This is a genomic window from Bradyrhizobium sp. CCGB12 (genome assembly GCF_024199845.1).
Classification (GTDB): Bacteria; Pseudomonadota; Alphaproteobacteria; order Rhizobiales; family Xanthobacteraceae; genus Bradyrhizobium.
In genome coordinates this window covers 385,093-410,583 of sequence record NZ_JANADO010000002.1, presented here as the reverse complement: position 1 = coordinate 410,583, position 25,491 = coordinate 385,093, and the positions used below count along the sequence as shown (strand labels likewise).

Below are 25,491 nucleotides of genomic sequence, written 5' to 3'. Positions count from 1 at the left end.
CGGCCGGCGCCGGCGCCGGACCCGTGAAGGCGCCCGGCACACCGCTCTCGCGGCGAAAAACCACTTAGAAAAACGGAAGGGCGATTCAAGAGGCTCGCTGAAGTTTTTTTATAGCGGCGACTGGTCGAGGGCGGTTACTAACGCGCCGTGGCAAGACTTCGCACTGCACCACTACCATCTTGACAGGGTTTCCGAGCCGAATATTTTTCCGGCGGGAAGTGGATTCCCGTTTTCTCGAAACCGCAAAAGGATCTGGAAGACCGTCTGGAGTGACGACGATGCTAGATGAAGACCTTGCCCGCATCCGTGCCCATCGCAGCAATATCCACCGCTATCGCACCCTGCTCAAGACAAGGCTGTCGGATCTTGAACGCCAGTTCATCGAACGGCGTCTTTTTGAAGAGCACACAGCATTAGAGGCCCTTAACTCCAAAACGTTCCCCGTCGCATTCACCATGCCCTGGCATGCGCCGAGGAACGCGGAGGCGGCACCATGACCGACATCAGGGATCTTCTGATCCGCAGCAACGAGAAGGTCATCGAGCACTACCGGCGGCTGCTGGCTAGCGCGAAGACAGAAAAGGAGCGCGAGCTCTACCGGGGCCGGATCGAACGCGAACAGCGGCTTCTGGACCAGCTCCGGGGCGGCTTGCCGGAACGGTTCGCGGCATGAACTCCGAAGCGACGAGGATCAATATGCAGGCTTTGACGTCCTGCTCAAGCGGCGCGGAGGCAGCCGGCATCCCGAAGATTACACGCCTGCCAATCCTCGCAAACGCGATGCCGCGGGTTGAAGATCTGCTATCTCAGAAGCCGACTTGCGGTGATTTTGGCGAAATGTCTGACACTACATTAAAGACCGGTTCAAGGCGCGAACGACGCCGAGCGCGAGCGGCGTAAGTCGATCTGAAAAGGTCGATTGAGCTTGAGCTCCTCGAAAAGGCGCTGCTGCTTAGGCGTTAGCTGAGGACGCGATCGAAAAATTCAGCGGCATAGCTACGCCGCAGCCTATCCAGCCGCAGCCAAGATGTCATTCCAGCTGCTTCGAGGCATTCGCCCCGAGACCGCCCGGCTTAGAGTTAATCCGCTCAAGTCAACCGGCCTACCGCGACCGTGCGCCCCGATTGTTGATCGGCGCGATCAAAGACGGCGAGCCATGGCCAAATGGTGCCGCAAAACCGGCAATGTCGTTCGCGCGAACCCGACGAGGCGAGGGTCGTCGCCGGACGCCGCATAGGACGAAAAGAGGGCGACCGCTTCCCGGTGGCCACCCAACTGCATCTACGCGTAGAGCCGATCGAAAGCCGGACCGCTCTGCGCCGTGAGCTGCGAGAGCATCGTCGCGTGCCGGGCATCGAGCAAACCGGATGGCCCCGAGAAAGCAGTGAGCATCGGCGCACTCTGTGAAAGTGCGGCACTTGACCTGGAGTGGTCATTGACCATTTGCTGAGCAAACGCCCGCACCTTCGGATTGGTGGATCGCTGCAAAGCGAGCTGGCTCGACTGGATTTCGAAGCCGTCGCTGGCGCTGACGGTGCGCGCGAAGGTTGCTGCGTCCACGCGCTGTTGCGCCGCAGCCGAGTGCATGACAACTAAGGTGAGGAGGGTGCAAAGTCCAAACAAAACGCGACTCATGTTCGGCTCCTTGAGATATCTCGGCCAGTAATGAACAGGTAGTTCCACCCATCGTTCCTATGAAGTGCACAAGTTGGCTCCTCGCTTGCAACCGCCCGGCGCCATAGCTCAAGCGGGTGAGAGAAGGCGCAGTCCGCTCTCCAAAGGCCGAGCCGGTGGCCTCGATCGACGCCAGTGCGCCGCAGTCGAGAAACGGTCGCAGGCCGAGAATGTGCGTGGGATACGTATGCTCTCGTTGCCAAGGCGATCCGCTCCAAATTTTCGGGTTCCGTTTTGCCCCAGAATCGCGCCCAAAGGACAAAGGGAGGACCTTGCTGGCAGGTGACGCGTTGGAAAGGTACTTACCTTTACGATCCTTTGAGACATGTTCAAATTAGCTAGATATCGATATTGGCGCGCTCGGCCTCCGACAGCGGGCCGCGCTCCGCACTCGCGCGAGCAACCGAACCTAGCCAGGGAACATGCCGGAGATTGCCAGCGGCAAACACCAGCAGTGCAGCCGCTATCACGGCGACGATAATGGAATTGCGACGATTGATGGTCATGGAATTCTCCGCGCAACAACACGTGGGAGGCAACGGTTGGATGGTCTAAATCGAGAACGCAAGGGGCCGGCATTGATCGGGGGAGATTGGGCGGCGAATTTGACGAAGGAGCGAGCAGAGCAGCTTCTCCGCTTGCTTACGCTCCCAAGCGCGGGGAATCGTCTCTGCAAACGACAGTGGCCCGTCAGCGTAAAGGCAGTGAGCAGAACTATTGCATCCAACCCACTAAGAGCGGACTCAGCCGCCGCGAGCTGAGGCCGTTGGCCTCCAGCGCCAAGGGGCGCCAGGTGAACGCCGGAGCTGGAAGCTATCGCCCGGGTTGCAATTTGTTCCTGACGGGTAAAATCCGCGAGAATTCTCCGGCTCTACTTGGCGAACCAACTCCCTTTGAGGTTTTCGCACTCGCGCGAACTCGTAGCCTTCCGCTTGCCGGGGTGCTGCAACCCGGCTGCGCGCGCTCCATGTAAGCCTTCAGGTCTTCAAGCGTTGGCATGATCGTCCTCCGTTGAAATGCGTACGGGCATCCGGTCCAAGGCCGGAGGACCCGTTCAATCGGTATCGTCGCCGCGAGCGAAGCGGTCGCCACTCGTTTGGGAACCGAAGGTTTGATCGTCGTACGCACCGTGCCCGGCTCTCCGGCCGAACGCGCCGGAATCCGCGGCGTCAACTCCTCATCCGGCAAACTCGGCGACGTCATCACCGCTGCTGACGGCAAGCCGGTGCGTCGCCTCTCTGCCCTCACCGATCAGATCGAGCAGATCGGGATCGGCAAGACCGTGCGCCTGAGCCTGAGGCGTGACGGTGGAGCGCGCGATGCCGATGTCGACGTGGGCGACATCGGCCGCGCGCAATAATTGTGATAATCGCGCGGACATGACGATCCTGTTCTTCCATGTGAGCCGCGTAGTCAGGCTGAAGAGTTGCGGCTCCTCTCGGCGTCAATTTCGTCTAAGTGACGATATGAGAACCCACAGATGGGCTAGACTCCTAGTGCCCGCTTTCGCCACAATGTTGGCTACGCGATACGGGACTATCTAACGGCATGACGATTTTATTCAACATCGCGAGCCGCGAATAGCGCGGCTCACTCTGCACGTTGGTCGCCTGCAAGCAGGGGTTTAGCCGGACGGCAGATTGCGCCGTCCGGACCCTCTTCTCATCAAAAATGTGGTTTGCGGCTTTCTCTCGGGGGCCCAACTTGCCATAGAAGGAGTGCGCCAAGAGCTAGGCGGCGAGGGACACCTTGTGTTTGTCAAGCTGATTGAGCACCGCGGCTGCGTTGCTTTGCCCTATGACCACGCCACGTCAAATTCTTGCGAATGCCATCCGTTGAGATCAATCTCCAACCCAAATAGCTGACCGGTTGGTTGTTTTCGGCTCCGAGGATAAGGTGTCCGCGTTTTCCGATTTACCGATTTCGCACAAGCTAATGGCCGCGTTTGCAGCTGTTGTCGCGGTCATATTCGTGAGCGGTGCAATCATATACGACAGACTTCGCGTGACCGAAGAGGCCAAGAACTGGCGGGTCCATACCACTGACGTGTTGGACACGCTCGAGATGGCGGTGGCGGCAATGCTGGATCAGGAAACCAGCCTGCGCGGCTATTTGATCAGCGGCGACGAGATATTCTTGGAGCCGTACCGCAGGGGCGGCGACAACTTTAGTGCGGCGATCCGGAAATTAAGAGCACAGACTTCGGATAACCCGGTCCAGCAAGACCGGCTCGATGAATTGAACAAGCTGGCGACGACGTGGCGCATGGAGACCGCCGAACGGGAGATCGCGCTGATGACGAATCCAGCGACCCGCGGGGAAGCGCGCGCGTTGGAGGGGTCGACCAGCAGAGCCGCCATGGATGCTATCCGCACCAAAGCGAGCGAATTCGAGAAGCTTGAGCGCGATCTGTTGGCAAAGCGTGACGCTGCTCAGAAGCAGGCATATGTCACTGCATACATGGCGACCCTGCTGGGAGCCGGAGCCTCGCTCATCATCGCGGTGTTGATGGGTATTCTACTCACCCGAGCTATCGCGACGCCGATCACGCGCATGACCGGCGCCATGGCCGCACTCGCCAAGGGCGACACCAGCATCGACGTGCCCGAGATTGGTCGGCGTGACGAAATCGGCGCGATGGCCGATGCGGTCAATGTCTTCAAGAACGGCAATATCGAACGCCAGAAGACACAGGTCGAGCTCGCTCACGTCAGTCGCGTTGCTACCATGGGGCAGTTGACGGCTTCGATTGCCCACGAGGTCAATCAGCCGATCTCCGCTGTGCTCACCAACGCCGACGCGGCCTTAAACTGGCTGGGCGCTAACCCGCCCAATCTGAATAAGGCCCGCGAGTCCCTCGAGCACATTGTCACAGATAGTCAACGAGCTGGCGAGATCGTCCACCGGATCCGCGCTATGGTCAGGAAAGCGCCGGTCCCCAGAAGCCGCCTCGATTTCAACGAAGCCGTTCTGGACGTCGTTGCCATAGTCCGAAGTGAGGCGGTGAGGCATGGAATTTCGCTGCAGACGCAACTGGCGGAGGACCTGCCGCAGATCGAAGGTGAGCGCATTCAGCTGCAGCAGGTGCTCCTTAATCTGATCCTAAATGCCATCGACGCCATGACCAGCCTCGAGGAGGGTAGCCGAGCGCTGCAGATTAGTACCGAAAGGGATGTTGCGGGCGATGTGAGCGTCGCCGTACGGGACACCGGCCCAGGGCTCGACTCGGCATCTGCCGAACGTGTGTTCGATGCGTTCTACACGACCAAGTCCCATGGCTTAGGCATGGGTCTGGCCATCTGTAGGTCGATCATTGCGGCTCATGGAGGACGATTGTGGGTCACGGTGAACAAGCCGCGGGGCGCCGTCTTCCAGTTCACGCTCACTTCTCATCGTGACTAGACGGCTCCCCACTTGGCTGTCGTCCCAGGCGGCTGCGCGGCGATATCATGCGCGACCGCGTGGAAATCGCCGCGTTATGAACCAGCACCGAGTCGAGATCGGGGATGTCCCAGTTGATCAGCGCGACCTTATCTTGCGGTCACGGCGTTTCCACAATCTGGATTTGTTGGACTGTTTTTCGGTGAGAGCATTTTCTCAGAAGATTTATGATAGCGCCAAACCACTTATTATGGCTCTTTCCCCGATGCCCTGCCCAAGAAACTGTGCGACCGATACCGGCCTGATCCCGTCAGTTTCCCACAAAACCAGGTCCTGTAGTCGTAAACGTAGGATGGACCGGCCGCAAAGTGAAGATTCTCCTTGCCAACCAGGAGCCGTCCACACATGACCCATATGTATGGACCGGCTGCGTCGCAAGACATTGTGCGTGGGTTGCGGAAACGCTGATTGTATCGGGCCTGGTTCATCGGATCGCGGACCGTGGCCTTGATGGGAATACGCATGCATCTTTGTCTCATTAGCGGACAGGTTGGCAAGCAACCATTTGGGTTACCAGACTCTGCATGCGCTCATTGATCCGTTCCATGCATTTTCTCTATCGCGAACTCGGATGAGGTTTGGCTCAGATCGCCATCACCTCGTGGCGGGGAGCGTCCAAGGCCGTCTCATTGCGCAGGATGCTCCACGCGATCCGCGCTAATTTGTTGGCCGTAGCCAGCTTGTTGCGATGCAGCCGTGGGGCTGCGTTCCGGAGCCATGCTCCGAAGCTGAAGCATTCCCAATTGTGCGGACGCATCAGGATGACGTTTGCGGGGATGATAGGGTTCTGAGGTACTTGCTCCCTCGTTTGGAGATGCGGCCCAGAATGGATCGGCCGCCTGTGCTGTGGCACAAGACTAAGCCATGCGCCCAAGTCTCGCCCGCGCTCGAATGCCTCGCCGGTACCAATGGCGGCGACCACGGCGGTCGAGATCGGTGGGCCGATGCCCGGAATGCTCATGAGGCAACGGCGGTCAGTTTCCTTCTCACCGGTCTGGTCAATCTCACCGGAAAGGCTCTCGACCCGTTCATCGAGAGATATCCGGTCTTCGTACAAGCCAGTAATCAGGCCGCGCGTTCGTGGCGATATCTCATCCTGACGGCTCTCCAGGATCGCCACGAATGCGCGGCCTGATTGATCGTCGCCGCCCGTCGCGAGACCAGGCGAGGTCGAATGCGATGCAGGGCCTGGAGGTCGAGCTGGTCCTGCGTCTTCTCACAAACAACGCGCAGATTCGGCCCCAGGGCGGCCTCTGCAATTGGCTCGGCGTCGTTGTAGTCGTTCTTCTGTCCCTTTACGAACGCCTTGACATAGATCGCGGGATGATCCGCGGCTGGTGGCCCCGCTGGCGCAGCGCCCGGCTGACAAAGTGTGCACTGAGGCATGCCTCCATGCCGACCACACAAGGTGGCGCTTCTTGAAGGCCTCGACCAGCGCCAGTCGCTTGATCTGGCGACAGCCCGTCCGTGCCAAAACCGATGACGTGGAAGACTTCGTTCGCGATGTCGATGCCGATCGAGGCCAGCGGGGGTGGTGTCCATGAGCTGTTTTTCCGGATGCTGCGGGGTAGCCTTTGCAGACTATCCCCGCAGAGGAAGCAGCCGGTCCATCCCATTAGCAGTCGTTACAATTTTGATCTAGGAACCGCCCCTAGCTGACGTGATTCCCGGGCGAACAGCGTTGCCCACATCGATGCTAAGACGCGCTCTTGCTTCTTTTTTGTCTTCAGCTTGCGCGACGAAGGACACCTTGGGTAAGACAATGGTAAGGACGCGCACGATTGCTCCCGGTTCTGTTTCTTGTTCCTTATCGTGAGGATCGTCCGGGGTCGAAGCCATCTTCTTCATCCTCTCCCAAATACAGGGAGTGTGGTCCTCCGAGGCAGCAATCGCATCCTGTATCTGATCGTCGCTATAGAACGTGGCTCAACCGTTCACTGCTTGATCCGGAGCGGACGTCCCCTCGGTGCCCTTCAACTGGACTTGCGGCTTTCGTCTTCAAACTGCGGACGACTGAGATGCCTCGTGAGGCGCCCTTCATTGCCCCATCCGTACCGCTTAGCGAGCGGGACGAACAGCAGGCAGGCTAGGCCCAACGCAATCAGTCCGATAGGTAGAGGCCGAGAAGCACGTAGATGCTGGACGTGCCCCCCGTCGATAAGTACGAGCAGGACAGTGGAACGCATGCTGAAGGGCGACATGCCCCACCCTGAGAGCGCCCTCGTGCTAGCATGCGCCGCTGGCCCCGAGCCGAACATCACGAGAGCCATTGCCATGTCTGCTGTCGAGGGAGGCCCGACGTTGCCCGACTGATGGGGTGACCGCTGCTTTTGACCCAACGCTGACATTCCATTGATTTGATGCAGTCGAAAATATAGCCCCTTGACGCTGCTTCCAGCCGGCCCGATCTTTCCGCACTTGCTCAACGATAATGGATCGGAGCGGCTTATGGTGAACTTGGCAGCTAACAAGCAGCACGTGGTCGAATTTTATGATCTGATGTTCAACAAATGTCGGCCGCGCGAAGCGGTAGAGCGCTACGTCGGGGTCGAATATCTTCAGCACAACCCTCACGTCGCCACGGGCAAGCAGGGCTTCATTGATTATTTCGAGCGGATGGCTCGCGAATATCCCGGCAAAAAGGTTGAATTTCAGCGTGTGATCGCCGAGGGCGCATACGTCGTCCTCCATTGCTTCCAGCATTGGCCCGGCGACAAAGACTACGCCGGAATGGACATTTTCCGACTTGATGACGATGGCAGGATCGTTGAGCACTGGGATGTGCTGCAAACCCTTCCCGAGCACTCCGCAAACGCAAATGGGATGTTTTGACGCCAACTGAAGAGGATCATCCCGTGCTCTTCTTTGGATTCTACAGCGGCGCCGTTCCGAAGTCGGTTGTTGGCCCGGAGCAGTCTGTGAGGGCAGAGCAGAGCGCGCCCGCTCTGCCCCCGAATTCAGACGTCAACTTGTTCTGCTATTGCAAGAGCGTCGTCGACCTATGCCAGGATGAGGGGTGGCGTCGCGCCGACGATCTTGCCCTTATTCCACGGAGTGCGCCCCGAAACGGGGGGTTAACGCTCAGAATATCGGTCATGTTGACCTCCTCAACTTGTGAGGCTGGCCATTTTTAGCGGGGAACCCTTCCGATCCACTTCCGCTTTCGGACGATTGGAGACGTACTTGCGTCCAATTCTAACGATGAGAGGCCCGGTTTTGACCCGAAGCGGAAGTCGCAGACCAAGACGGTCCGAACCTCTGGCACGGACACCAGCCAACGAACCCGGCGGTGGCGCAAATGGGAAGTGCCGCGGCGTCTACTAGGGCGACCTTCGCATAGACCAAGTGATAGCGTTCGTGAGGATTCGCTGGTAGCGGGCGTCCTGCCAAACTGACGGCTCGTGGCCTAGCGCCGAATAAAGTACTCGTCCCTCGCCATAGAATCGGGTCCAGGTGAGAGGCCAGCCATAGAATCGTTGATGTACGCCAGTCTTGCCAAGGTCCACCGAGCTTGGGTCGAGGCGCAGAAGCACGCGTGATCCACGATATTCGAAGTCGCTGATCTGGTAGATCTCGTCCTCGACTTGCAACGAATTCCCGAGAAAAGCCACCAGGGGGTCGCCGGCATCAACCACCTCGATCTTCACGGCCTGATGCCAAGGATGACCATTAAAGTAGCCGCCGATCAGGTCGAGATAGTCCGGCCAATTGTAGAATGTGTCCGTCGCCGAATGAACGCCGAGGAATCCGCGGCCCGAGCGCACAAAGTTGAGAAGAGCTCTCTTTTGCGCGTCGCTCATCGGAAGTTCTCCGGTTGTGTAGAACATCACCGCTGCGTAGCGCTCGAGGTTTTCGGTAGAAAATTCAGACGTGTCTTCCGTTGCAGTGACTTCAAAGACACCCGAATTGCTTCCGAGCTGAGTCAAGATTACCTTAGAAAGCGGTATGACATCATGCCGGTAGCCGGCGGAGTATGTGAAATAGAGGATGCGCTCTGGCAGACGCTGCGCATGCGCGCCGAGTGGTCGGAATGCCGCCGCGCCGCCGAGGAGCGCGATGAACTCACGTCGCCTCACAATCGCCTCCGCCAAAACCAACCATGTGTTGAAGAAGCCTAGCACAGATCAACCAACCCTGGGCCATCGCTCTCCGGCATCCTATGCAACGCGTCAGCGAAGTGGCGAACCGTCACATTGAAATCTGCTTCGTTGGTGGAAGCGGACTAGTTTTGCTCAGGCCGAATTCTTCGTACTTTGACCCTGAGCAGAAGTCTGCGGGCGGTTCCACCTCACAGGATCTATTGGCTTGTTCAATTTGCCGATGCCGCGCGTCAGGTTGATTTCCCGACCGATCTTCTTGATGCATGTGGGTTCGCCGCTGGGATGAGGTGTGCAATCCCAGTCGGGTCCAAAGCCGCATTGGCGTTCCGCTGTGGTAGGAAGGGGTAATAAGCCGCAACTCTGCAAAGATGGCGATAGCAATAATTGCTAACACCAGCATCCATACAATGCCCGCACGGTCCGGACTCCAGTGGAGTCACCGAACGGATCGATGCCTCCTTGGATTGGGGTGCTTCACCGGCGTACCATCGATTGCATGCGATTTGCACCCAAGCCTTCGATCATGTCGATCACAACTTAAGCGCTAATCGATCAAATCGCACGTGAGGCTCGCGCTCACGATTAATAGATCCTTGCCGAGGAGCCTATTGGCAGCAGACGTCCGGAATTGGCCCGATGCTGACTTTGCTGCGAGCGACCGTGGCATCCGGTCTGCGGGGTACACCGGACCAGCCCAATCAGGGGCGAGGTCGCCGTTTGACCCTGACCGGACATTTGTCAATTGGTCTGTCTCGACCTCAGCAATAATCCGTAAATATCAACGCCCTAAAGTAGAGCAGCCGTATGATGCAAAGCCTCCGCGTCGATCAGGGCCTTCCACCTGTTGTCGTGATCCAGGCAGTCGTTGGCGGATGCGTCGGCACAACGCTCGGCCGCCTGCGCGATGCGCAGATCGAATTCTCTCAGGCTCGCTTGAAACTGTCTTTGATCTTCTATTGAGAAAATCGCGACGATAGCTGTGTTCAGTACAGTGCGGCGGGGAAGATACCACGTCGAATCCGTAGTCCCGTGCCATCTTCATACTAGAATTGATGTCTGCGGAATGAAGCCATTCGCAACGGACGTGAAAGACGATGCCGCGGTCGAGGCGCTTGGTTGTCGCGCGCCCGTCGGCCCGGTTGCGCGCTTCAAGAACAAGGACTGACAACCCGTGTAGCCGCAGTTCCCGAGCTGCTGCCAAACCGGCCGCGCCGGCTTCGACAATGGCTACGTCGACAAGCGAACGATGCTGCATGACTGAGCGCAGTGACGTGAACCGAGAGGGCCTGATTGCTCTCCGAACACTGAGAATTGGAAGGCGTTCCTATGGTGTCTGTCCTGCTTGAAAGGAAAAGCTCCTCCCTCCGCAAACCTGACCCGTGTAGCAGCTCAGCCAGTTCCGACGAGCGCGAATGGCCTAGCCGAACTCGGCATTTGCGGTGTGGCAGCGGCCGTCGCGAACGCATCCAGAACGCGACGGGCGTCCGCGTACGCGACTATCCGATCACGCTGGACAAGCTGATCACGAAGCTGCCGGCTTTCGGTTGAAAGAGAGCAGCGGACGCTGCTTGCCTTCGACGCATCAGCCGCGCAACCCTAACGCGCGGACGCCGATGCAACTGCGCTGACCAGCCGTCGGGAGTCCACCGGCTTCTGAAGGCAAGGTACATCCTTGAGATCGGCTGGGACGATTGCTGAATCATAGCCTGTGACCAAGAGCACCGAGACGCCGGCCGCTCGAAGTGCTCTCGCAGGCTCGAATGTAGGGCCCTCGCCGAGATTGACGTCGACCAGAGCACATTGCGGATGATCTGCCTCGAGCGTTTCAAGAGTCTCTTCCAGGTTCCGACAAGGGCCGAGCACGCGCGCGCCGGCGTCTTCCAGCGTCAGCTGGGATTCTTCGGCGATGTAGTAGTTGTCTTCAAGGACAAGAACGGAAACGCCCTCAAGTGGACGCGAGGGGATCATAGGGTCGCCTCCCGATCTCGGATGTCGGACAGGATACCGGGCTTGTCGGACTGAAAGATGCTGTCGCCGGCCGATAGCGGGAAGGCAATCGTGCAGCGGATTCCTCCGGCTTGGAAGTCCACGCTTCCGCGGCCCCGAAGCTCATAGGGCACGCGCTTGGTGATCAACTCGGTGCCAAAACCCGCGCGCGGCTCTCCTGCCGCAGGCGCGGAGACGCCTTGCTCCTGCCAGACCAGGTGCAGCCATTCCTTGTCACTCTCCCGCGTGCGCCACCAGGACACATGCAATCGTCCTTCTGCCTGGCCCAGGGCGCCATACTTCAAAGCGTTTGTCGCCAGTTCATGGATCGCCAAGGTGAGCACCTCTGCAGCCTTTGCGGGGAGCGTCACCGCGGGGCCTGAAACCGTGATCCGGTCCACAGCAGTGACGTGAGTAAGCAGTTCGTCGCTGATCAAAGCCTCAAGATCGACCCCATCACCAGCACGCCGCGTCAACAGCGCCTGCGTCCGTGCCATCGCTGTGATCCGGCCCACCAGGTCGCGACGGAACTCCTTCACCGAAGCGGCATTTCCCTTGAAGATGATCGAGCGCACCATGGCCAAGACGTTGCGTACACGGTGCTGGAGCTCGGCGAGCAGGATGCCCTGTTGCTCCTCGGCGCGGCGGCGCTCTGTCGTGTCCTGCCCGATCTTCATGAAGCCGCGCACTGTTCCGTCCCCCCTGCGCAGCGCCACGGTCTGCCCCTCGATGAACACACGGCTTCCGTCCTTGCGCTTGTGCCACCTCACGTTGGTCGCGGTCCCGTGCTTCCGCGCCACATCGATTTCTAGCTCCGGCACGCCGATGTGCTGGTCCTCGTCGATAAAGAGCACGGCGCCAGGCTGCCCGATGATCTCGTAGGCCTTCCAGCCAAAGATCGCCTGCGCGCCGAGAAACCAGTCGGTGATGATATCATCGGGGTCGCTAAGCAGGGCCGCATAGTCGCGGGTGTTCTCGACGACCAGCCGAAAGCGTTCGACATTTGTTTCGATCGCGGACCTTCCGAAGACGGTCGATGACCGGTCCAAGGATCATGGCGTACGTGCGCAGGAATTGGATGTCATCGTCGTCGAAACTGCGGGCTTCGCGAGCATCGACTTGTAGCAGGCCGAAGGCTTTGCCCCCCGGCAGGGAAATGGGCACGTTCACAAGAGCGACGATGCCATGAGATTTCATGAAAGCCGGGAGGTCGAAGCGGGTCTCATGGGCGATGTCCTGCGTGACAACCGGCTCGCCTTTGTTGAGCGCATAGGTCTCCGAAGACCGTTCATCGAGTTGTATGCGCGCTTTGCCGACGATGTCTGATGCCCAGCCGACGCCCGCAAGAACAAGTGCGGTTCCCCGCTCGCTCTCAATCTCCAGGATCTTGGCAAGATCGGTATTCAGCGCCGCTGCGATCAGCCGACAGGCCTCTGTCAGTAACCTTGGCAGATCGTCGCAACGGAGGACGAACTCACCGAATTTTGCGAGCGCGCGCTGCCGATCAACTAGCTGTTCTCGAGTGGTCAAGGCCGCTCCTCTTTCTCCCGAGGCATGCCGATGGCGTGGCACACCCATGGCCAAGTACACTGGGAACGGCCGGTCAAGACGCCTGTTCCAACGGATTGAGCTCGCGTTGCCCCCACTCTGCGGACTGCCCGTCGCCATCTTCGGCACCGTTTGTCGTGAGACGCGTTGAAGGGTCATGAATGACAATCCAGACCAACAAGGCGAGGCGCACGTGCTGGACAAGGTCCGGCGCCATGTTCGCATTCTGGTCGATATCGGCCGTCTTTCGGCTGAGATCACAGATTTTGACCGATTCATGAGCCAGGTCGTTGTTCAGATTTCCCGCGCGGTCGAGATCCACCACGTCAAGATCCTCCGCTACCGTCCGGAGATGTCCGACCTTCTCCTCGTCGCCGGTGTCGGGTGGAAGGACGGAGCGGTCGGCACGGCCACGTTCTCGCCTGACCTGCGTTCGCCGGGGGGACGGGCTTACCAAACGGGAGAGCCGGTCAGCGTCAAGGAATTCGGTGAAGAAAAAGGCTTCGTCCGCTCCGAGTTCCTCAAGGAGCATGGGATCGTGTCCGTGAGCAACGTGCCGGTGCTGATTGATGGGGCGGCATGGGGGGTGTTGGAAGTTGACAGTACAACCCCGCGCGACTTCAGCGAAGACACAACGGAGTTTCTGACCGCCGCTGCCGCAATGATAGGTATTGTGCTGCGCCATGCTGCCCGACCCGATCAAGAGGCAAGTCTGATGGCGGCCTTGGCCGTAGCCCAAAAGCGCGAGGTTTTACTTCGTGAGATGCAGCATCGCGTGAAGAACAACTTCCAGCTCGTCCTGTCCTCGATATCCATCCAGAAGCGCCGCTATCATGATGTTGAAGCTCACCGAGCCCTCGATCACGTCGCGAGCCGCATCACCGCGATTTCCCTTGCCCATGATCAACTCGCCGCTCGCGAGGAAGGCCAGATTGTCCGGCTCGGCCATTACATCCGGGCTCTTTGCAGCGCAATCCGGCAGCAGGTTGATCAGGTTGACGTCGATGTCGAATGTGACGAGCTCGAATCAAGCATCGATCGGGCGCTGCCTGTCGGTCTCATCTTGAATGAGGCTGCGATGAACAGCATCAAGCATGCCTTTGGCGCGGGGGGCGGCACGATCAGGGTGCGATTGGTTGGGGGTATCGGCTACGGCGAGGCACGTTTGACGGTGTCGGATGACGGACGCGGAATCCAGAGTGCCAACCAGGTTGGATCCGGGCTCAAATTGATGACCTCACTTGCCAGGCAGATCGGTGGCGCAATCGACCAGCAGAGCGACGAGAGCGGCACCACCACCACCCTTACGTTCCCTCTGATGTCTTGATCGCGACGTGCTGAATTATCGTGCTGCAACTCCCGGTGCCCGCAGATGTCAAAGCATGATCATGTAGACCGCTGCGACGATGAGTATGGCAAGTCCAACGAGTATGAATCCTAGGGAGAACTTACCCATCGAGATCGTCGCAATATGCTGACTATGCTGGACCCGCAAAGAACGGCCCCAGGCGGGGGCAAGGACCGGGGCTGGGGCCACTCGCGGCTATACTTAAATAGCCTTTGGGTCTGAGACCACGGAGAAACAAAGCTTGTCGATTGGGGCGGTCCATGCTCGGGCCGTGCACTGAGGAGATGATCGAGCGGAGCTGCTCGCGTTGCTTGTCATCGAGGTTCACGGGCTACGGTCGTCGCCTGCGTGGTCTCTTTCACATCACGCGCACGAGCGCCGCTCGCATCTTCGTTACCAGCGGGATTCTCCTTGGCGGCTTTGCTGATTGCCTCCCGTTGCGTCGGAATTCCGGTGCCTACGGTCGTCGCTGGCGCTCTTGTCCGCACCCGTCGAGGGGCGTCCAAGGTAGTCTGTTGCAGCAACATCTGGGGAACAGCAAACCAGATGATGAAACCTACAAACAGGACGTTGCCAAGGCGGCTCCTGTAATCATCACCTTGCGAGTGCCCTCCTTCTCGGTTCTGCGGGATAGATATTTGACCAGGAACTGAAGCCATTGTGCGAACGTTTCGCCAACCAGGGCGCAAATCGTGCGTTCCTAGGAACATATATGAAAATCCAGCGCAACGAAATCTGCTGCCCTCTCTCGAAGAGGCTGACTTCCCTGAGATTGCTCAGGATCGCGAGGTGACGCTGGATGATAGGTGTGCGACTTGCTGTTCCTGTGGGTTGCTGCCGGAGCGGCAAGTACGAAGTGTTGAGAGCAAGCAACTCGCGTGCACTAGGCCGACTCGGACTGTCGACCTGTACTGCACCAAAGCCAATCGTCCGCGAGATATTCGAACTGCTGGGCACGTTCGCAACACAGACAAGTCAGCTCGCGCTGACGCGCACTTCCAACCGCGACCTGATCAATTTCGTGAACGCGGAAATCGCCGAGCAGGCGCAGGTTGCGAGCGCGCTGGGAGCAAGCGCCCGGGTCGGCGCCTCCTTTCGGACCATTCGACCGCATGTAATGTGCAGGGACAGATCCGCGGGAGGCGAGGCCCAGCAGCGCCTATCGTTGATAGCTAATCGGTCCGAGAACTTGATGATGATCGCTGCGCTGCGAGATAAACACAGGTTGTTGGCACAGAGTTCGCGTCATGATCATAGGCCCCCTTTCGCATCGTGCTTTCGCTCTCACGTTGTAGATCTCCTGCAACTTCGGTCCTTCATTCTCGCTTGAAGTGCGAGCGCTCGCGCAGGCGACTCGAATTTCATCGCCCGCCGCCACATCTCGCAGGAGCTAACCATGATCGAGTTCAGGCTGCCAAGAAACTCCCGCGTCGAAGAGGGACAATCTGAGGGACAATCTGGCCAAGCCCGACCGCACATCCTTGCGGGAGTTTCAGATCTATCGCTGGAATCCCAACGACGGCCGTTGACCCCGGCTCAATAGCTATTTCGTCAATACGACCGACTGCGGGCCGATGGTTCTGGATGGAGTGATCTGGATCAAGACGAACGTCGATGCTACCCTGACGTTCAAGCGCGAAGGCATATGCGGCTCCTATGAACATCGTCGGCCAGAACACGCTTGCCTGCACCAAATCCATGAGCGAAGACGTTCCGGACGGCGAGCCGCTGCGCGTCCAGCCTTTGCCGCATCAACCTGTCGTCGAGGATCTGGTGCCTGTATTACGAATTTTTATGCGCAGCTTGCGCAAATCGAGCCGTGGCTACAAACCCTTTCACCGACGCCCTAGAAGGAATGGCGCCAAAGCCATGAGGATCGTGCCAAGCTTGATGGCCTCTACAAGTGTATCCTCTGCCTGCTGCTCGACGTTGTGCCCGAGCTATTAGTGGAATTCAGAGCGCTTCCCGGCCGGCCGCTTTGATCAATGCGGCCCGATGGTCAATGACAGTCGCGACGAAGCGACGGGCGAGCGCCTCGACAAGCGCGAGGACCCTTCAGGCTCTACCGCTGTCACACGATCCTCAATTGCGCGGAGGCCTGTCCAAAAGGCTTGACCGCAGGTGAAGCCTCTGGGTTACGGCTTAAGATGGTCGAACGAAAGTTCTAGCTGCATGCACGTAGCTGCAACGGCAATTCCATTCCGAGGAGAACCGGTAAGGATCGATTGCGGTGCCGTTCAGGTCTCATCGACGCGCGGGACTTCAAAAAGGAGCATGCCCGTTCGATCGCTGCGCGCGGATGGACGCCGGCCGTGTTTCTGGGGCCTCCTCAGCGATCGGAGAGCAGGCTACCATCCGGCGCTGGCCTTCCATGAACGCGGGACCAACGCACCCAAATAGGGGGCCTTGCATCGTGAGCGGGCTCGTCGACTGTGGCCTGGTCGGTGGCAGAGGATGGCGTCCTGATCGTGTGGACCGAGAAGAATGAGTGCTCCGTTTGGTAGCCCCGTCCACCGGGCAAGCAGCTGGTTGAGACAACGATCCTGAGGATGGCCGGCGAAATCGCCGCGAACGGGGTCCAAGAGGCTCTGCGTCGAGTTCGCGCTTCCGTTAAGCGCTTTGCGCGGCTGAGGCGCCGGAAGGCATAGCTTCGCCCGATGCGGCGGGCCGGCAGATCGATTCCTCCCTGAGGTGCTCAGCGGTTAGGAACTTCCCTCACGACTGCGGCTTCGGAGTTATCGGATCCGCGAAAACTTCTGGCGAGCCGGTGTAGGGGGGCAGCAAGTGACGACGATCCAGCTCGCCGTAAGCGCGCGCTGTCGAGTGAGATCGGACAACGAGGGCGAGGAACTTCGGTCCGTGATGGTGATTACGCCGGGAGAAGGCCATGAAGGACGGCCGACAAATGATCGATCAGCGAACCTCGGGCGGGTGGAGTGTTGCCGCGGCGATCGGATTGATGACAGTCGCGTTCTTATGGGATCGTATTTCCCCTTCCGAGAACGATGACTTCTCGCGGGGGCGGCGGCAGGGCGCGAGCGGTACTTCTGCCGCCTCTCCGGCGAGCGAGGGCGGCGAGGCAGACCGCGGTCGCCAGGCCACCAAGCCGTCTGAAATCCCGGCGAAAGGCTGGAAGGATATTCTGCTGCGCGTGCATGCTAATATCGGAAAGCACCGAATTTTGGCGCTGGCAGCGGGGATGACGTACTATAGCATTCTCGCTATCTTCCCTGCCCTCGCAGCGCTCGTTGCCATCTACGGCGTTTTCGCGGATCCCGGCAGCATCGCCAAACACTTCGATCAGATCTCCGGATTCCTGCCCGGCGGCGCAATCGACGTCGCAGGTGAACAGCTCACACGCGTGACATCCAAGGGCAGCCAGGCCTTGGGCGTGACGTTCCTCATAGGACTAGCAGTTTCGCTGTGGAGCGCGAACGCCGCCATGAAAGCCTTGTTCGATACCCTGAACATCGTCTACGGAGAAGACGAGCAGCGGGGTTTCATTAAGCTGAATGCGGTATCTCTAGCTTTCACCGTCGCTGCCATCGGCTTCCTTTTGATGGCTCTTGGCGCTGTCGTGGTCCTTCCTGTCGTCCTGAAGTATCTCTCTCTTTCGGACTTGGGCGATCTCCTCGTTCGGATAGCGCGGTGGCCCGCCATGTTCGTGGCGCTCGCCCTGGCTCTCGCGTGCATCTACCGATTCGGCCCCAGCCGTGAGGCGCCGCGCTGGCGCTGGATCAGCTGGGGGAGCGTGGCGGCGACACTGCTCTGGCTGGCTGCTTCGGGGTTGTTCTCCTGGTATGCTGCCAGTTTCGGCAAGTTCAACGAGACATACGGATCGTTGGGTGCCGTGATCGGGTTCATGACATGGCTCTGGATTTCCGCCATCGTAGTTCTATTGGGCGCTGAGCTCGATGCTGAGATGGAGCACCAGACGGCGAGGGACACCACGACCGGCGCGCCGAGGTCGATGGGAGCTCGGGGAGCCAGGGTGGCAGACACCGTGGGCCATAAGATGACCTGAGAAAGCCAAGCAAGCGTCGTTGCATTCAGCCGGTCAAACGACCACGCTGCTTCAAAAGCAGGAACTTATCCTGATTTCCGCGCGCCAGATAGGACGGCGCAGAACAACCGGAGCAGCATACATAGTACATTGCCGGAGCGCGTACACCGCAGCCGATAGCGTTAAAACGGGCGGAGGCAGGAGACTACCGACGGAGTCTCCACGACGAGGAAGCCGGCGTTCTCGGACAGTCGGGCCCCCTGGAACAGCACGCGGGTTGCAGACAGGTCGATGTCGAGACGGGCAAGACACGCAAACATGGCTGGTGGTGAGTGAGATCACGCCGGCTCTTAGCGGTCGCTACTGCATCACGTTCGGCAGCAGGAATCGGCCAGCGAAGCAGGGGATCCAGGTTTCTCTCAAGAGGAGTTTTAGACTGCTCAAGTCGAGAACATTCGGAAGGGATTGCAATCTGATCTCGAACTCTGTGCATTGGGCGCGGCGAGCTCTAATGTAACCCGGCTGGCGGATGCAGGTTCTCTCCCTCCACACACCGTGAGAATGAAGCCTCCAGCCCGCCCGTAGACGCGGCAGAGCCGATCACCACCATCCGGCGAGCGCTAAAGGCCACGACTAGAACCTACGATATTTTCGTAGCCTCGTAGTAGACCTGCCGTTTACTGCACGTCAATGTGTGTTCGATCGCCGCCTCTTCTCCAGGTCTGCCGGCGGGCGCTTTGCCCGCCAGGGTTGACGACCTTGCCGGAGAGTGGCAGATCGGTCTGCTGTCGCGGATCACCGAGAGCGTCTCTCGCGGATTGCGTCAAAGTGGCTGTGGCGTTCGCATTCATACAGGCTGCGGCGATCCTGCCAGGAACGGTCACAGCCGCATCTCATTGCTCCTTGCTGAGACCAACCAGGAGCAAGCCATGTCAAAGATGCCCCCCATTCCCGGAAGAGCAGCGGAGCAACAAGGGACCTGGTTCAGATCCAGCGGTGAAGGCGGAACAGATGGTCCCCGAGCGTGAGAATTTCGATCTAGTTCGATGCGCAAATGGGTTTTCTGCTGGTCGCCGTGCTGGCCAGTGCTTCCGTCGGACCCTCATCAGGACAGGGCGGCGGGGGCGGCGGAGGTTCGGGCGGTGGCGCGGGAGGAAGGTGCAGGCTCCTCCGCCGCGGGCACGGGCGGCGGTGGCACCTCAACTGGGACCGCGACCGCTCCCGGAACTAACGCCGGAACGGCTCAATCGGGCGGCGGCGCTGGTCCCCAGGGATCCACGACAGTTGGGCGGCCCGGCAATCCGGCGGGCGGCACCAGCATCGGTCGGATCGATGGGACAGTTACGCCGGGTCCCTCGATGCAGGGCGACGAGCAGATCCGCTCCGAGAGCTCCGGGAACTCAGAGGCCGACCGGAAGATCAAGAGCATCTGCAAAGGATGCTGACGGATGATCAGGACGCCCGCTTGTCCGGCGTCCAGTCGAGATCCGCGTCATCGTGGGGTTCGGGATCGGCGGGGCAAGGCTTGATCTTCAACTTGGCCTCGAGCACGGGCTGGTTGTCGCAGTGCTCAACCAGCCCGGCCTTGTCCGCCTTCTCCAACGTTTCCTCTTCCGTCGAAAACGTCCGGCTCAGCTTCTCCCCGTCCTTGAACAGAGCGTATGCCATTTAGGCTCTCTCGCATTCCTAGAAACACTCATGCAATTTCTCTGAGACCGCTCAGGGTGGCCAAGTGCCGCTGGATGACTGGAAGCGACATCTGTGCGACCTGCTGCTCCTGCGGGTTGCCGCCGGATCGCAAATACGAATTGTTGAGCGCGAGCAACTCGCGGTGTCCCCGGATCTGCCCTTGCACGTACATCCGGTCGAACCCTGAAGGCGTCGCCTCGAGCTGCCGCAGCAAAGCGGCATGATCCGACCGCAGCGGAGCGGAGCCGGGTGCCGCCCCGAGGGCGCTTGCGACCTGGACCTGCTCGGCGATCTCAGCGTTCGCGAAATTGATGACGTCGGGATTGCGGGTGCGCGTCAAGGCGAGCTGACTCGTCTGCATCGCGAACGCGCCGCCCATGAGGTCGGCGGTCCGAAAGTCCCGCTGTGGAAGGGGTCTGGCGCTCGCAGCGTAGGTCGACAAACCGAGCCCGCCCAAAGCGAGCAAAAACGATCTTCTCAACATATTGCATCTCCGGTGTGTGGACGACAGACGCACCGCCGTGTCGAACGTTCCTATCGGTGAATGATTGGCGGCGGCCAGCGCGCGTTCGCATCTACGAATGCCTCGATCGTTTAACGCATGTTTAGTCCAGGTGAATTGGCGCTGCCATGGAAGCTCAACCTTGGCGAGATGCCTGTCATCATAGGAACGCTCGTGTGCGGAATGGCTTGTTTCGACATTCGAAGTGCCAAGCCGCGCACGAGTTCACTACATGCAAGACAGTACACCGAACAGCTTCCCGACGTCCGCTGGCGTCCTTCTCGGACTTGGCCTCGGCGGATTCTTCGACGGCATCGTCTTTCACCAGCTGCTGCAATGGCATCATATGTTAAGCGGCTGGTACCCCCTCAACTCCATCGACAACATCAGGCTCAACACGACGTGGGACGGCCTCTTCCACACCGCGACCTATGTCGCGGTGCTTGCTGCTCTCTTTTTGCTGTGGCGGCGTGCACGCGGGAGCCAGCTACAATGGTCTCGTTGGCAGTGTCTCGGTACGATCCTGCTTGGATGGGGCATCTTCAACCTGGTCGAGGGCGTGGTCGATCACCAGATCCTTAGGCTGCATCAGGTGAACGAGACGGTGCCCCATGGCCAGCGCATTTTCTGGGATATTGGTTTTCTGCTGTGGGGAGCTGCGATGACCGTCATGGGCGCCGTTATGGCGCGTGCGGGAGCGGAGAGAGCGCATGCGCAAGGCAGTCTACAAGCTCGTTAGAAGTACGCCGCCGGCGCTTGTCTACCCAATATTTTTATTGCTGCTTGTGCTCGCAACAGCACCGGCGTTTCGCGTCGTTCTGTTCGGTCTGTCGGTGGATGAACTCTTGCAGTTGCGCTGCTTTGCACCCGTCTAGCAGTGGAGGTGACGATGGCGGAGTTCAGGCTCAGCTTGCGCGAATTTCGGGTCTATCGCTGGAATCCCGGCGATGACCGCAATCCGCGGCTCGACACCTACTTCGTCGACACCGCGGATTGCGGGCCGATGGTGCTGGACGGCTGATCTGGATCAAGAACAACGTCGATTCGACATTGACCTTCAGGCGATCCTGTCGCGAGGGTGTGTGCGGGGTCGTGCTCGATGAACATCGCTGGCCAAAACACGCTGGCCTGCACCAAATCCATGCATGAGGATCTTCCGGAAGATGAGCCGCTCCGCGTGCTGCCCCTGCCGCATCAGTCGGAACTCGCTCTGATCGAGCCTTGGCTTCAGACAACGTCGCCGACGCCGCAGAAGGAATGGCGGCAAAGTCACGAGGATCGGGCAAAGCTCGATGGACTGTACGAGTGCATTCTCTGCGCCTGCTGCTCGACGTCGTGCCCGAGCTACTGGTGGAATTCCGAGCGCTTCCTGGGGCCTGCGGCCCTGATTCAGGCTACGCGTTGGATCAACGACAGTCGCGACGAAGCGACAGGCGAGCGCCTCGACATGCTCGAGGACCCCTTCAGGATCTATCGCTGTCACACCATCCTCAATTGTGCCAAGGCTTGTCCGAAGGGGCTCAATCCCGGAGAGGCCATTGCCGCCCTGCGCCTCAAGATGGTCGAGCGAAGTTCTGACCTCTGCGCAGACATACCTGCGCAAACAGGAACCATGTCCCGAGACGCCCGCTTGTCAATCCCCAGAATGGAGCAGTTTGATGGGAAAGAAGCAGTTCGCCGCTCTGCCGTTTCGTCTGCACAATTCCAAGCTGCGCGTGATGCTGATTACGACAAGGCGCAAGCGCAGATGGAGTGTCCCGAAGGGATCCCCGATGCGCAACAAGGAGCCGCACCTCACGGCTGCGGTGGAGGCTTACGAGGAGGCGGGCCTGATCGGCGTCACTGCGACCCGCGCGATGGGCAGCTTCAAGCATCGAAAGTGGAAGGGTGACCGCAAGCGGACCATGGACGTTGCCGTCTTCCCCATGAAGGTCCATGGCCAGGAACGCTGGTGGCCCGAAAAAGGGCAGCGGGAAGCGATCTGGGTCTCGGCCGAAGCGGCTACGCGTCTGGTGCACAAGGCGGGGCTCCGGCGCATGATTGCCCGCTTCGCGGCGCAAGCGGAAAAGAGTGCGTCCTCGCTGCTGGGCGGCAAGCGGCTTTTAGGAACCTGCGTTCCGCGCGATCATTCAAGTTAAATCGACCAACGACCGAGAGGACTTGTGTCCGAGGAGCGGCCGCCTCATGAAGTCCTGGCCGCGACGCTGCGCAATTGGCGAACTGGGGCATCACGACCATAGCCCGACGGATGGCATGACCGCCGATGATGGTCTCAGGCGGTTTCTGAAGGACATCAGCCAGCGTATCGATCCAAGCTCGTAGAGCGGCGCTATACGACGGCGCGCAATCTCGCCCCGCAGCTCCGCCATAGCGCCGTCGTCAGCCGGTTGTCGAAGTCGCTGGCGGAGCAAGAGAACGCCGACCAGTTGCTCAACCAAGTCGCGCCGTCGCTGATGTCCGTCGCGAAGATGCCCGCCGCGATTGGGTAAGGCGCACGGGTAACTTAGGCCGGCTGACGATCTTCTCCGGGGCCTGCGGCCAGCGTCCGCCGTCGAGCAGCGGTTCCATGAAGGATGCCGACCTCTACCTCATCAGCATCCGCCGGCCGGCGTCTCTCCTCACAAGCGACCGCGACATCCCGGCGATCGGCGATACGTATGCCGAGCCGCAGCGTATGCGGCCGCCGGGCTGCTGCTCCAGCTATTGCGGCTGGCAAACTGGGCATTTTTCTTGATTACCGTGGTCATGCTCACCGCGGGGAAGGAACGAATGCAGGCTATGGGCCTTTTGTAAGTCGCTGATTGTCAGCAATTGCCGCGAGGTAACGAATGCTCCGGGAGACGAGCAAGGTTGAAGAGGTTCTGGATCGCTCGGCGGAAGTCGCATCTGCAATCGAGGAGGAAGGGCTTCGTTACGTAAGCGACGCGACACCCGGGTACCGACGCAAGCGGACGGGCACTGCGTTCAGTTATTACGACAAGGAAGGCAGGCGCATCACCGATGTCGCGATCATCCGGCGTATCAAGTCAATCGGCATCCCGCCGGCCTACGAATCCGTTTGGATCTGTCCCGCGCCTAATGGGCACATCCAGGCGACCGGGCTGGATGCCCGACGGCGCAAGCAGTACCGCTATCACCCGAAGTGGCGCGAACTGCGGGACCAGAACAAGTACGAACATATCATGCAATTCGCGGCGGCGCTGCCCGGCTTGCGCGCTCGTGTGGCGTCCGACATGCAACTCGATGCCCTTCCCCGCGAGAAGGTATTGGCCACAATCGTGAGTCTTCTGGAGAAGACGCTCATAAGGGTCGGCAACTCGGAATACGCCGAGAAGAACAAGTCCTATGGTCTCACCACGATGAGGCGCAAGCACGTAGCGATCGGGCGTGGCGTTCTCCGGTTCGACTTCACCGGCAAGTCAGGTAAGCAATGGAAGCTGCAGGTCAAGGACGCGCGCATCGCTGCTATTGTTAAGCGCTGCGCGGAAATTCCAGGGCATGAGCTCTTCAAGTATCTGGACGACGACGGTGAGTCGCGCACCGTCGATTCAGGCGATGTGAACGAGTACATCAAGGTGATCACGCAGCAGGATTTTAGCGCCAAGGATTTCAGGACGTGGGCGGGAACGGTCTTGGCAGCGCTTGCGCTATCGGAGTTCAAGAAGCATGACAGCCAGGCGGAGGCCAAACGCAACGTCATTGCCGCGATAGAGAAGGTCGCTAAGCAGCTCGGCAACACTCCAGCAATATGCCGCAAGTGCTACGTGCATCCGCTCATACTGGACGCGTATATGTCGGGCGAAATCGCCAAAATGGCTGACGCGAAGATCGCTCAGAAGTTCAAGCGCCAGTATCGCAAGCTCAATGCCAATGAGATCATAGTGCTGGCTTTTCTCCGCAAGCGGATGGACGCGCTGAAGGCCTCCACCGAGGATCACAAGGTCGGGTAAACATCCCGCCTACTTCCCTACTTCGTCCGAACGGTCTTGGCGCCCGCGTCTTTCAAGGCCGCGGCAATTCGTTCAGGATTGTCGCCGTGGAAATCGATCGAAACTTCGAGCGCTCCTTCGAGTTTCTGATGACGTTCGGGCTTGGGCACATCCTTGGCGTCGGCACAGCGGCACGGGATCCTGCCGAATTCACACCACCTACGGGTTAGACAAACACGTCGCTTCTCGGAATACCGCATGCCTGAACGACATGCTCGACCGCGAGCTCAGCGCCGCGCCGGGACTCGAATTCTCCGATGATCGTGCTCTCCAACAAGCTCCTCCTTGTTGGGCGTCTAAGGATGCAGAAAAACGTCGGGCTCCGATCGCAGTTCCTAACGGATCCGTCGTCCTCTGCAGCCGCTTCCGCCGCTTGCAAGCTCAATTGGCTGACCCTCGTTGTCGTCGATAGCCCCGTCGAGTTCCTTCAGAACTGCAGCAATCCGAAGATGGCGAGCAGCACGAAGGTGATCAAGACGGAAATCAGGAGCGAGCCCAAACAGCCCAAGCGATTCGAGAAGAAGAAAAACATGTTGGCCGTACCGAATGAAGATCGACTAACAGCCTGGCGCCGCAAGCGTTCCGCAAGCCGGTTGTCCAGAGTCCACCCGGATGACATTCGAGAACAAATCATCCGACAAGGCGTTGAACCCGGCATGTCAGATGCATTTGACTACTTCCGAGCTCACGCGGTCCGAGCCTTTTGCCAGGCACGCGCGATGCCGCGAGGCAAAATGAAGCGTCTGAAAGTGCTGGCTGGACGGATTTATCACCTCCTGACAAAGGAGTCCGCCTACGGTCCGAACACGCAGCATCTGGATGATTTCCGCGCAGCGCAGAAACTAGAGAGAATGCTCGACGGACGGCCGAGAGATGAAGCGAATTTTCGAAGTCGCTTTTCTGGTCTCAGGTCAGAAAGCACGAAGTCGGAGGCACGTTGAGTGGCGTCCATGGGCCCTCAAGCCATAGCAAGCCTTCTGCGGGAATATGCGCAACGAACTGCGCTGCGTGGCGGCAACCCCTTCCGGGCAAAAGCCTATTCTCGGGCCGCCGATAGCCTGGCGGCCCTCGTCCCCCTCTGGAGGTGCTCATCGCCGAAGACCGGCTCACGGACATCCCTTGCGTGGGCGACGAGATAGCCGATCTCATCACCAAGCTTCACAAGACGGGCGCTCATCCGAGCCTTGGAAGGAGGTTCCCGAGGGGGTGCT

22 protein-coding genes and 5 pseudogenes are annotated in these 25,491 nt (G+C 59.5%); 16 read left to right on the top strand and 11 right to left on the bottom strand.

Features of this window, described 5'->3' with window-relative positions; all coding sequences use genetic code 11:
- Positions 1 to 278 precede the first annotated feature (278 nt).
- Together NLM27_RS43355 and NLM27_RS43350 are read left to right on the top strand one after the other, a co-directional pair.
- Entirely contained in the window at positions 279 to 497 is a 219-nt protein-coding gene (locus tag NLM27_RS43355) for a hypothetical protein (protein ID WP_254149401.1), read from the top strand.
- Positions 494 to 673, top strand: a complete 180-nt coding sequence (locus NLM27_RS43350; protein WP_254149400.1) for a hypothetical protein — start codon at positions 494 to 496, stop codon at positions 671 to 673. Before NLM27_RS43355 ends, NLM27_RS43350 begins: the two co-directional genes overlap by 4 nt.
- Positions 674 to 1,140: 467 nt before the next feature.
- Here NLM27_RS43350 and NLM27_RS43345 read toward each other — a convergent pair.
- Positions 1,141 to 1,587 (bottom strand): annotated as a pseudogene (locus NLM27_RS43345) (DUF4142 domain-containing protein).
- 425 nt (positions 1,588 to 2,012) lie between these two features.
- On the bottom strand, positions 2,013 to 2,180 hold the full coding sequence (locus NLM27_RS43340) for a hypothetical protein (protein WP_254149399.1): 168 nt from the start codon (positions 2,178 to 2,180) through the stop codon (positions 2,013 to 2,015).
- Positions 2,181 to 2,770: 590 nt separating this feature from the next.
- Here NLM27_RS43340 and NLM27_RS43335 point away from each other — a divergent pair.
- Together NLM27_RS43335 and NLM27_RS43330 are read left to right on the top strand one after the other, a co-directional pair.
- The gene (locus tag NLM27_RS43335; protein WP_256570476.1) at positions 2,771 to 3,034 is read left to right on the top strand and encodes a PDZ domain-containing protein; all 264 of its coding nucleotides are present in this window, start codon (positions 2,771 to 2,773) and stop codon (positions 3,032 to 3,034) included.
- A 536-nt stretch (positions 3,035 to 3,570) separates the two neighbouring features.
- On the top strand, positions 3,571 to 5,076 hold the full coding sequence (locus NLM27_RS43330) for a CHASE3 domain-containing protein (protein ID WP_254149397.1): 1,506 nt from the start codon (positions 3,571 to 3,573) through the stop codon (positions 5,074 to 5,076).
- 622 nt (positions 5,077 to 5,698) lie between these two features.
- Here the strand turns inward: NLM27_RS43330 and NLM27_RS43325 are convergent.
- Together NLM27_RS43325 and NLM27_RS43320 are read right to left on the bottom strand one after the other, a co-directional pair.
- A pseudogene (locus NLM27_RS43325) lies at positions 5,699 to 6,674 on the bottom strand (IS110 family transposase).
- Positions 6,675 to 6,753: 79 nt separating this feature from the next.
- Positions 6,754 to 6,963, bottom strand: coding sequence for a hypothetical protein (locus NLM27_RS43320; protein WP_254149396.1), 210 nt, complete (start codon positions 6,961 to 6,963; stop codon positions 6,754 to 6,756).
- Between the two features lie 600 nt (positions 6,964 to 7,563).
- Here NLM27_RS43320 and NLM27_RS43315 point away from each other — a divergent pair.
- On the top strand, positions 7,564 to 7,947 hold the full coding sequence (locus tag NLM27_RS43315) for an ester cyclase (RefSeq protein ID WP_254149444.1): 384 nt from the start codon (positions 7,564 to 7,566) through the stop codon (positions 7,945 to 7,947).
- 488 nt (positions 7,948 to 8,435) lie between these two features.
- Here NLM27_RS43315 and NLM27_RS43310 read toward each other — a convergent pair whose 3' ends face one another.
- The 5 genes from NLM27_RS43310 to NLM27_RS43290 form a co-directional block, all read right to left on the bottom strand.
- A complete protein-coding gene (locus NLM27_RS43310; RefSeq protein WP_254149395.1) occupies positions 8,436 to 9,191 on the bottom strand; it encodes a ThuA domain-containing protein in 756 nt (251 codons plus the stop codon).
- Between the two features lie 802 nt (positions 9,192 to 9,993).
- The gene (locus NLM27_RS43305) at positions 9,994 to 10,470 is read right to left on the bottom strand and encodes an FAD-dependent oxidoreductase (RefSeq protein ID WP_254149394.1); all 477 of its coding nucleotides are present in this window, start codon (positions 10,468 to 10,470) and stop codon (positions 9,994 to 9,996) included.
- A 341-nt stretch (positions 10,471 to 10,811) separates the two neighbouring features.
- Positions 10,812 to 11,183, bottom strand: coding sequence for a response regulator (locus tag NLM27_RS43300; RefSeq protein ID WP_254149393.1), 372 nt, complete (start codon positions 11,181 to 11,183; stop codon positions 10,812 to 10,814).
- Complete coding sequence (locus NLM27_RS43295; protein WP_254149392.1) at positions 11,180 to 12,250, bottom strand: sensor histidine kinase; 1,071 nt, start codon at positions 12,248 to 12,250, stop codon at positions 11,180 to 11,182. The genes NLM27_RS43300 and NLM27_RS43295 overlap by 4 nt, the downstream gene beginning before the upstream one ends.
- Entirely contained in the window at positions 12,147 to 12,731 is a 585-nt protein-coding gene (locus NLM27_RS43290; RefSeq protein WP_254149391.1) for a GAF domain-containing protein, read from the bottom strand. The genes NLM27_RS43295 and NLM27_RS43290 overlap by 104 nt, the downstream gene beginning before the upstream one ends.
- Positions 12,732 to 12,906: 175 nt before the next feature.
- Between NLM27_RS43290 and NLM27_RS43285 the strand changes: the two genes are divergently transcribed.
- The 3 genes and pseudogenes from NLM27_RS43285 to NLM27_RS43275 all read left to right on the top strand — a co-directional run bounded on the left by NLM27_RS43285 (position 12,907) and on the right by NLM27_RS43275 (position 18,121).
- Positions 12,907 to 14,076 carry a sensor histidine kinase gene (locus NLM27_RS43285; protein WP_254149390.1) on the top strand — a complete coding sequence of 390 codons (1,170 nt, stop codon included), beginning with the start codon at positions 12,907 to 12,909 and terminating at the stop codon, positions 14,074 to 14,076.
- Positions 14,077 to 15,493: 1,417 nt separating this feature from the next.
- Positions 15,494 to 16,265: pseudogene (locus tag NLM27_RS43280) on the top strand (succinate dehydrogenase iron-sulfur subunit).
- Between the two features lie 719 nt (positions 16,266 to 16,984).
- The gene (locus NLM27_RS43275) at positions 16,985 to 18,121 is read left to right on the top strand and encodes a YihY/virulence factor BrkB family protein (RefSeq protein ID WP_254149389.1); all 1,137 of its coding nucleotides are present in this window, start codon (positions 16,985 to 16,987) and stop codon (positions 18,119 to 18,121) included.
- Between the two features lie 1,431 nt (positions 18,122 to 19,552).
- Here the strand turns inward: NLM27_RS43275 and NLM27_RS43270 are convergent.
- On the bottom strand, positions 19,553 to 19,768 hold the full coding sequence (locus NLM27_RS43270; RefSeq protein ID WP_254149388.1) for a hypothetical protein: 216 nt from the start codon (positions 19,766 to 19,768) through the stop codon (positions 19,553 to 19,555).
- A gap of 28 nt (positions 19,769 to 19,796) precedes the next feature.
- Positions 19,797 to 20,168 (bottom strand): DUF4142 domain-containing protein, encoded by a 372-nt coding sequence (locus NLM27_RS43265; protein WP_254149387.1) that lies wholly within the window; start codon positions 20,166 to 20,168, stop codon positions 19,797 to 19,799.
- A gap of 355 nt (positions 20,169 to 20,523) precedes the next feature.
- On the opposite strand from NLM27_RS43265, the gene NLM27_RS43260 reads away from it, so the two are divergent.
- The 8 genes and pseudogenes from NLM27_RS43260 to NLM27_RS44325 all read left to right on the top strand — a co-directional run bounded on the left by NLM27_RS43260 (position 20,524) and on the right by NLM27_RS44325 (position 25,419).
- Positions 20,524 to 21,030 carry a DUF2243 domain-containing protein gene (locus tag NLM27_RS43260; protein ID WP_254149386.1) on the top strand — a complete coding sequence of 169 codons (507 nt, stop codon included), beginning with the start codon at positions 20,524 to 20,526 and terminating at the stop codon, positions 21,028 to 21,030.
- Between the two features lie 171 nt (positions 21,031 to 21,201).
- A pseudogene (locus tag NLM27_RS43255) lies at positions 21,202 to 21,861 on the top strand (succinate dehydrogenase iron-sulfur subunit); the annotation flags it as partial.
- A gap of 88 nt (positions 21,862 to 21,949) precedes the next feature.
- Complete coding sequence (locus NLM27_RS43250; RefSeq protein WP_254149385.1) at positions 21,950 to 22,429, top strand: NUDIX hydrolase; 480 nt, start codon at positions 21,950 to 21,952, stop codon at positions 22,427 to 22,429.
- Between the two features lie 192 nt (positions 22,430 to 22,621).
- Positions 22,622 to 22,780: pseudogene (locus NLM27_RS43245) on the top strand (non-heme manganese-containing catalase); the annotation flags it as partial.
- Between the two features lie 77 nt (positions 22,781 to 22,857).
- The gene (locus NLM27_RS43240; protein ID WP_254149384.1) at positions 22,858 to 23,025 is read left to right on the top strand and encodes a hypothetical protein; all 168 of its coding nucleotides are present in this window, start codon (positions 22,858 to 22,860) and stop codon (positions 23,023 to 23,025) included.
- Between the two features lie 94 nt (positions 23,026 to 23,119).
- Positions 23,120 to 24,241 carry a DNA topoisomerase IB gene (locus tag NLM27_RS43235; RefSeq protein WP_254149383.1) on the top strand — a complete coding sequence of 374 codons (1,122 nt, stop codon included), beginning with the start codon at positions 23,120 to 23,122 and terminating at the stop codon, positions 24,239 to 24,241.
- Between the two features lie 296 nt (positions 24,242 to 24,537).
- Positions 24,538 to 25,221 carry a hypothetical protein gene (locus NLM27_RS43230; protein WP_254149382.1) on the top strand — a complete coding sequence of 228 codons (684 nt, stop codon included), beginning with the start codon at positions 24,538 to 24,540 and terminating at the stop codon, positions 25,219 to 25,221.
- 9 nt (positions 25,222 to 25,230) lie between these two features.
- Positions 25,231 to 25,419: a helix-hairpin-helix domain-containing protein gene (locus tag NLM27_RS44325; RefSeq protein WP_375142357.1), complete on the top strand. Its 189-nt coding sequence runs from the start codon at positions 25,231 to 25,233 to the stop codon at positions 25,417 to 25,419.
- The last annotated feature ends 72 nt before the right edge of the window (positions 25,420 to 25,491 follow it).

Excerpts from the sequence above, each read along its gene's own strand:
- NLM27_RS43340 (WP_254149399.1), bottom strand. The coding sequence starts at position 2,180 with ATGACCATCAATCGTCGCAATTCCATTATCGTCGCCGTGATAGCGGCT.
- NLM27_RS43315 (WP_254149444.1), top strand. The coding sequence starts at position 7,564 with ATGGTGAACTTGGCAGCTAACAAGCAGCACGTGGTCGAATTTTATGAT.
- NLM27_RS43350 (WP_254149400.1), top strand. The coding sequence starts at position 494 with ATGACCGACATCAGGGATCTTCTGATCCGCAGCAACGAGAAGGTCATC.
- NLM27_RS43250 (WP_254149385.1), top strand. The coding sequence starts at position 21,950 with ATGGGAAAGAAGCAGTTCGCCGCTCTGCCGTTTCGTCTGCACAATTCC.
- NLM27_RS43355 (WP_254149401.1), top strand. The coding sequence starts at position 279 with ATGCTAGATGAAGACCTTGCCCGCATCCGTGCCCATCGCAGCAATATC.
- NLM27_RS43265 (WP_254149387.1), bottom strand. The coding sequence starts at position 20,168 with ATGGGCGGCGCGTTCGCGATGCAGACGAGTCAGCTCGCCTTGACGCGC.
- NLM27_RS43320 (WP_254149396.1), bottom strand. The coding sequence starts at position 6,963 with ATGAAGAAGATGGCTTCGACCCCGGACGATCCTCACGATAAGGAACAA.
- NLM27_RS43305 (WP_254149394.1), bottom strand. The coding sequence starts at position 10,470 with ATGCAGCATCGTTCGCTTGTCGACGTAGCCATTGTCGAAGCCGGCGCG.
- NLM27_RS43240 (WP_254149384.1), top strand. The coding sequence starts at position 22,858 with ATGAAGGATGCCGACCTCTACCTCATCAGCATCCGCCGGCCGGCGTCT.
- NLM27_RS43260 (WP_254149386.1), top strand. The coding sequence starts at position 20,524 with ATGCAAGACAGTACACCGAACAGCTTCCCGACGTCCGCTGGCGTCCTT.
- NLM27_RS43275 (WP_254149389.1), top strand. The coding sequence starts at position 16,985 with ATGAAGGACGGCCGACAAATGATCGATCAGCGAACCTCGGGCGGGTGG.
- NLM27_RS44325 (WP_375142357.1), top strand. The coding sequence starts at position 25,231 with ATGGGCCCTCAAGCCATAGCAAGCCTTCTGCGGGAATATGCGCAACGA.
- NLM27_RS43235 (WP_254149383.1), top strand. The coding sequence starts at position 23,120 with ATGCTCCGGGAGACGAGCAAGGTTGAAGAGGTTCTGGATCGCTCGGCG.
- NLM27_RS43285 (WP_254149390.1), top strand. The coding sequence starts at position 12,907 with ATGAATGACAATCCAGACCAACAAGGCGAGGCGCACGTGCTGGACAAG.
- NLM27_RS43270 (WP_254149388.1), bottom strand. The coding sequence starts at position 19,768 with ATGGCATACGCTCTGTTCAAGGACGGGGAGAAGCTGAGCCGGACGTTT.
- NLM27_RS43230 (WP_254149382.1), top strand. The coding sequence starts at position 24,538 with ATGATCGTGCTCTCCAACAAGCTCCTCCTTGTTGGGCGTCTAAGGATG.
- NLM27_RS43300 (WP_254149393.1), bottom strand. The coding sequence starts at position 11,183 with ATGATCCCCTCGCGTCCACTTGAGGGCGTTTCCGTTCTTGTCCTTGAA.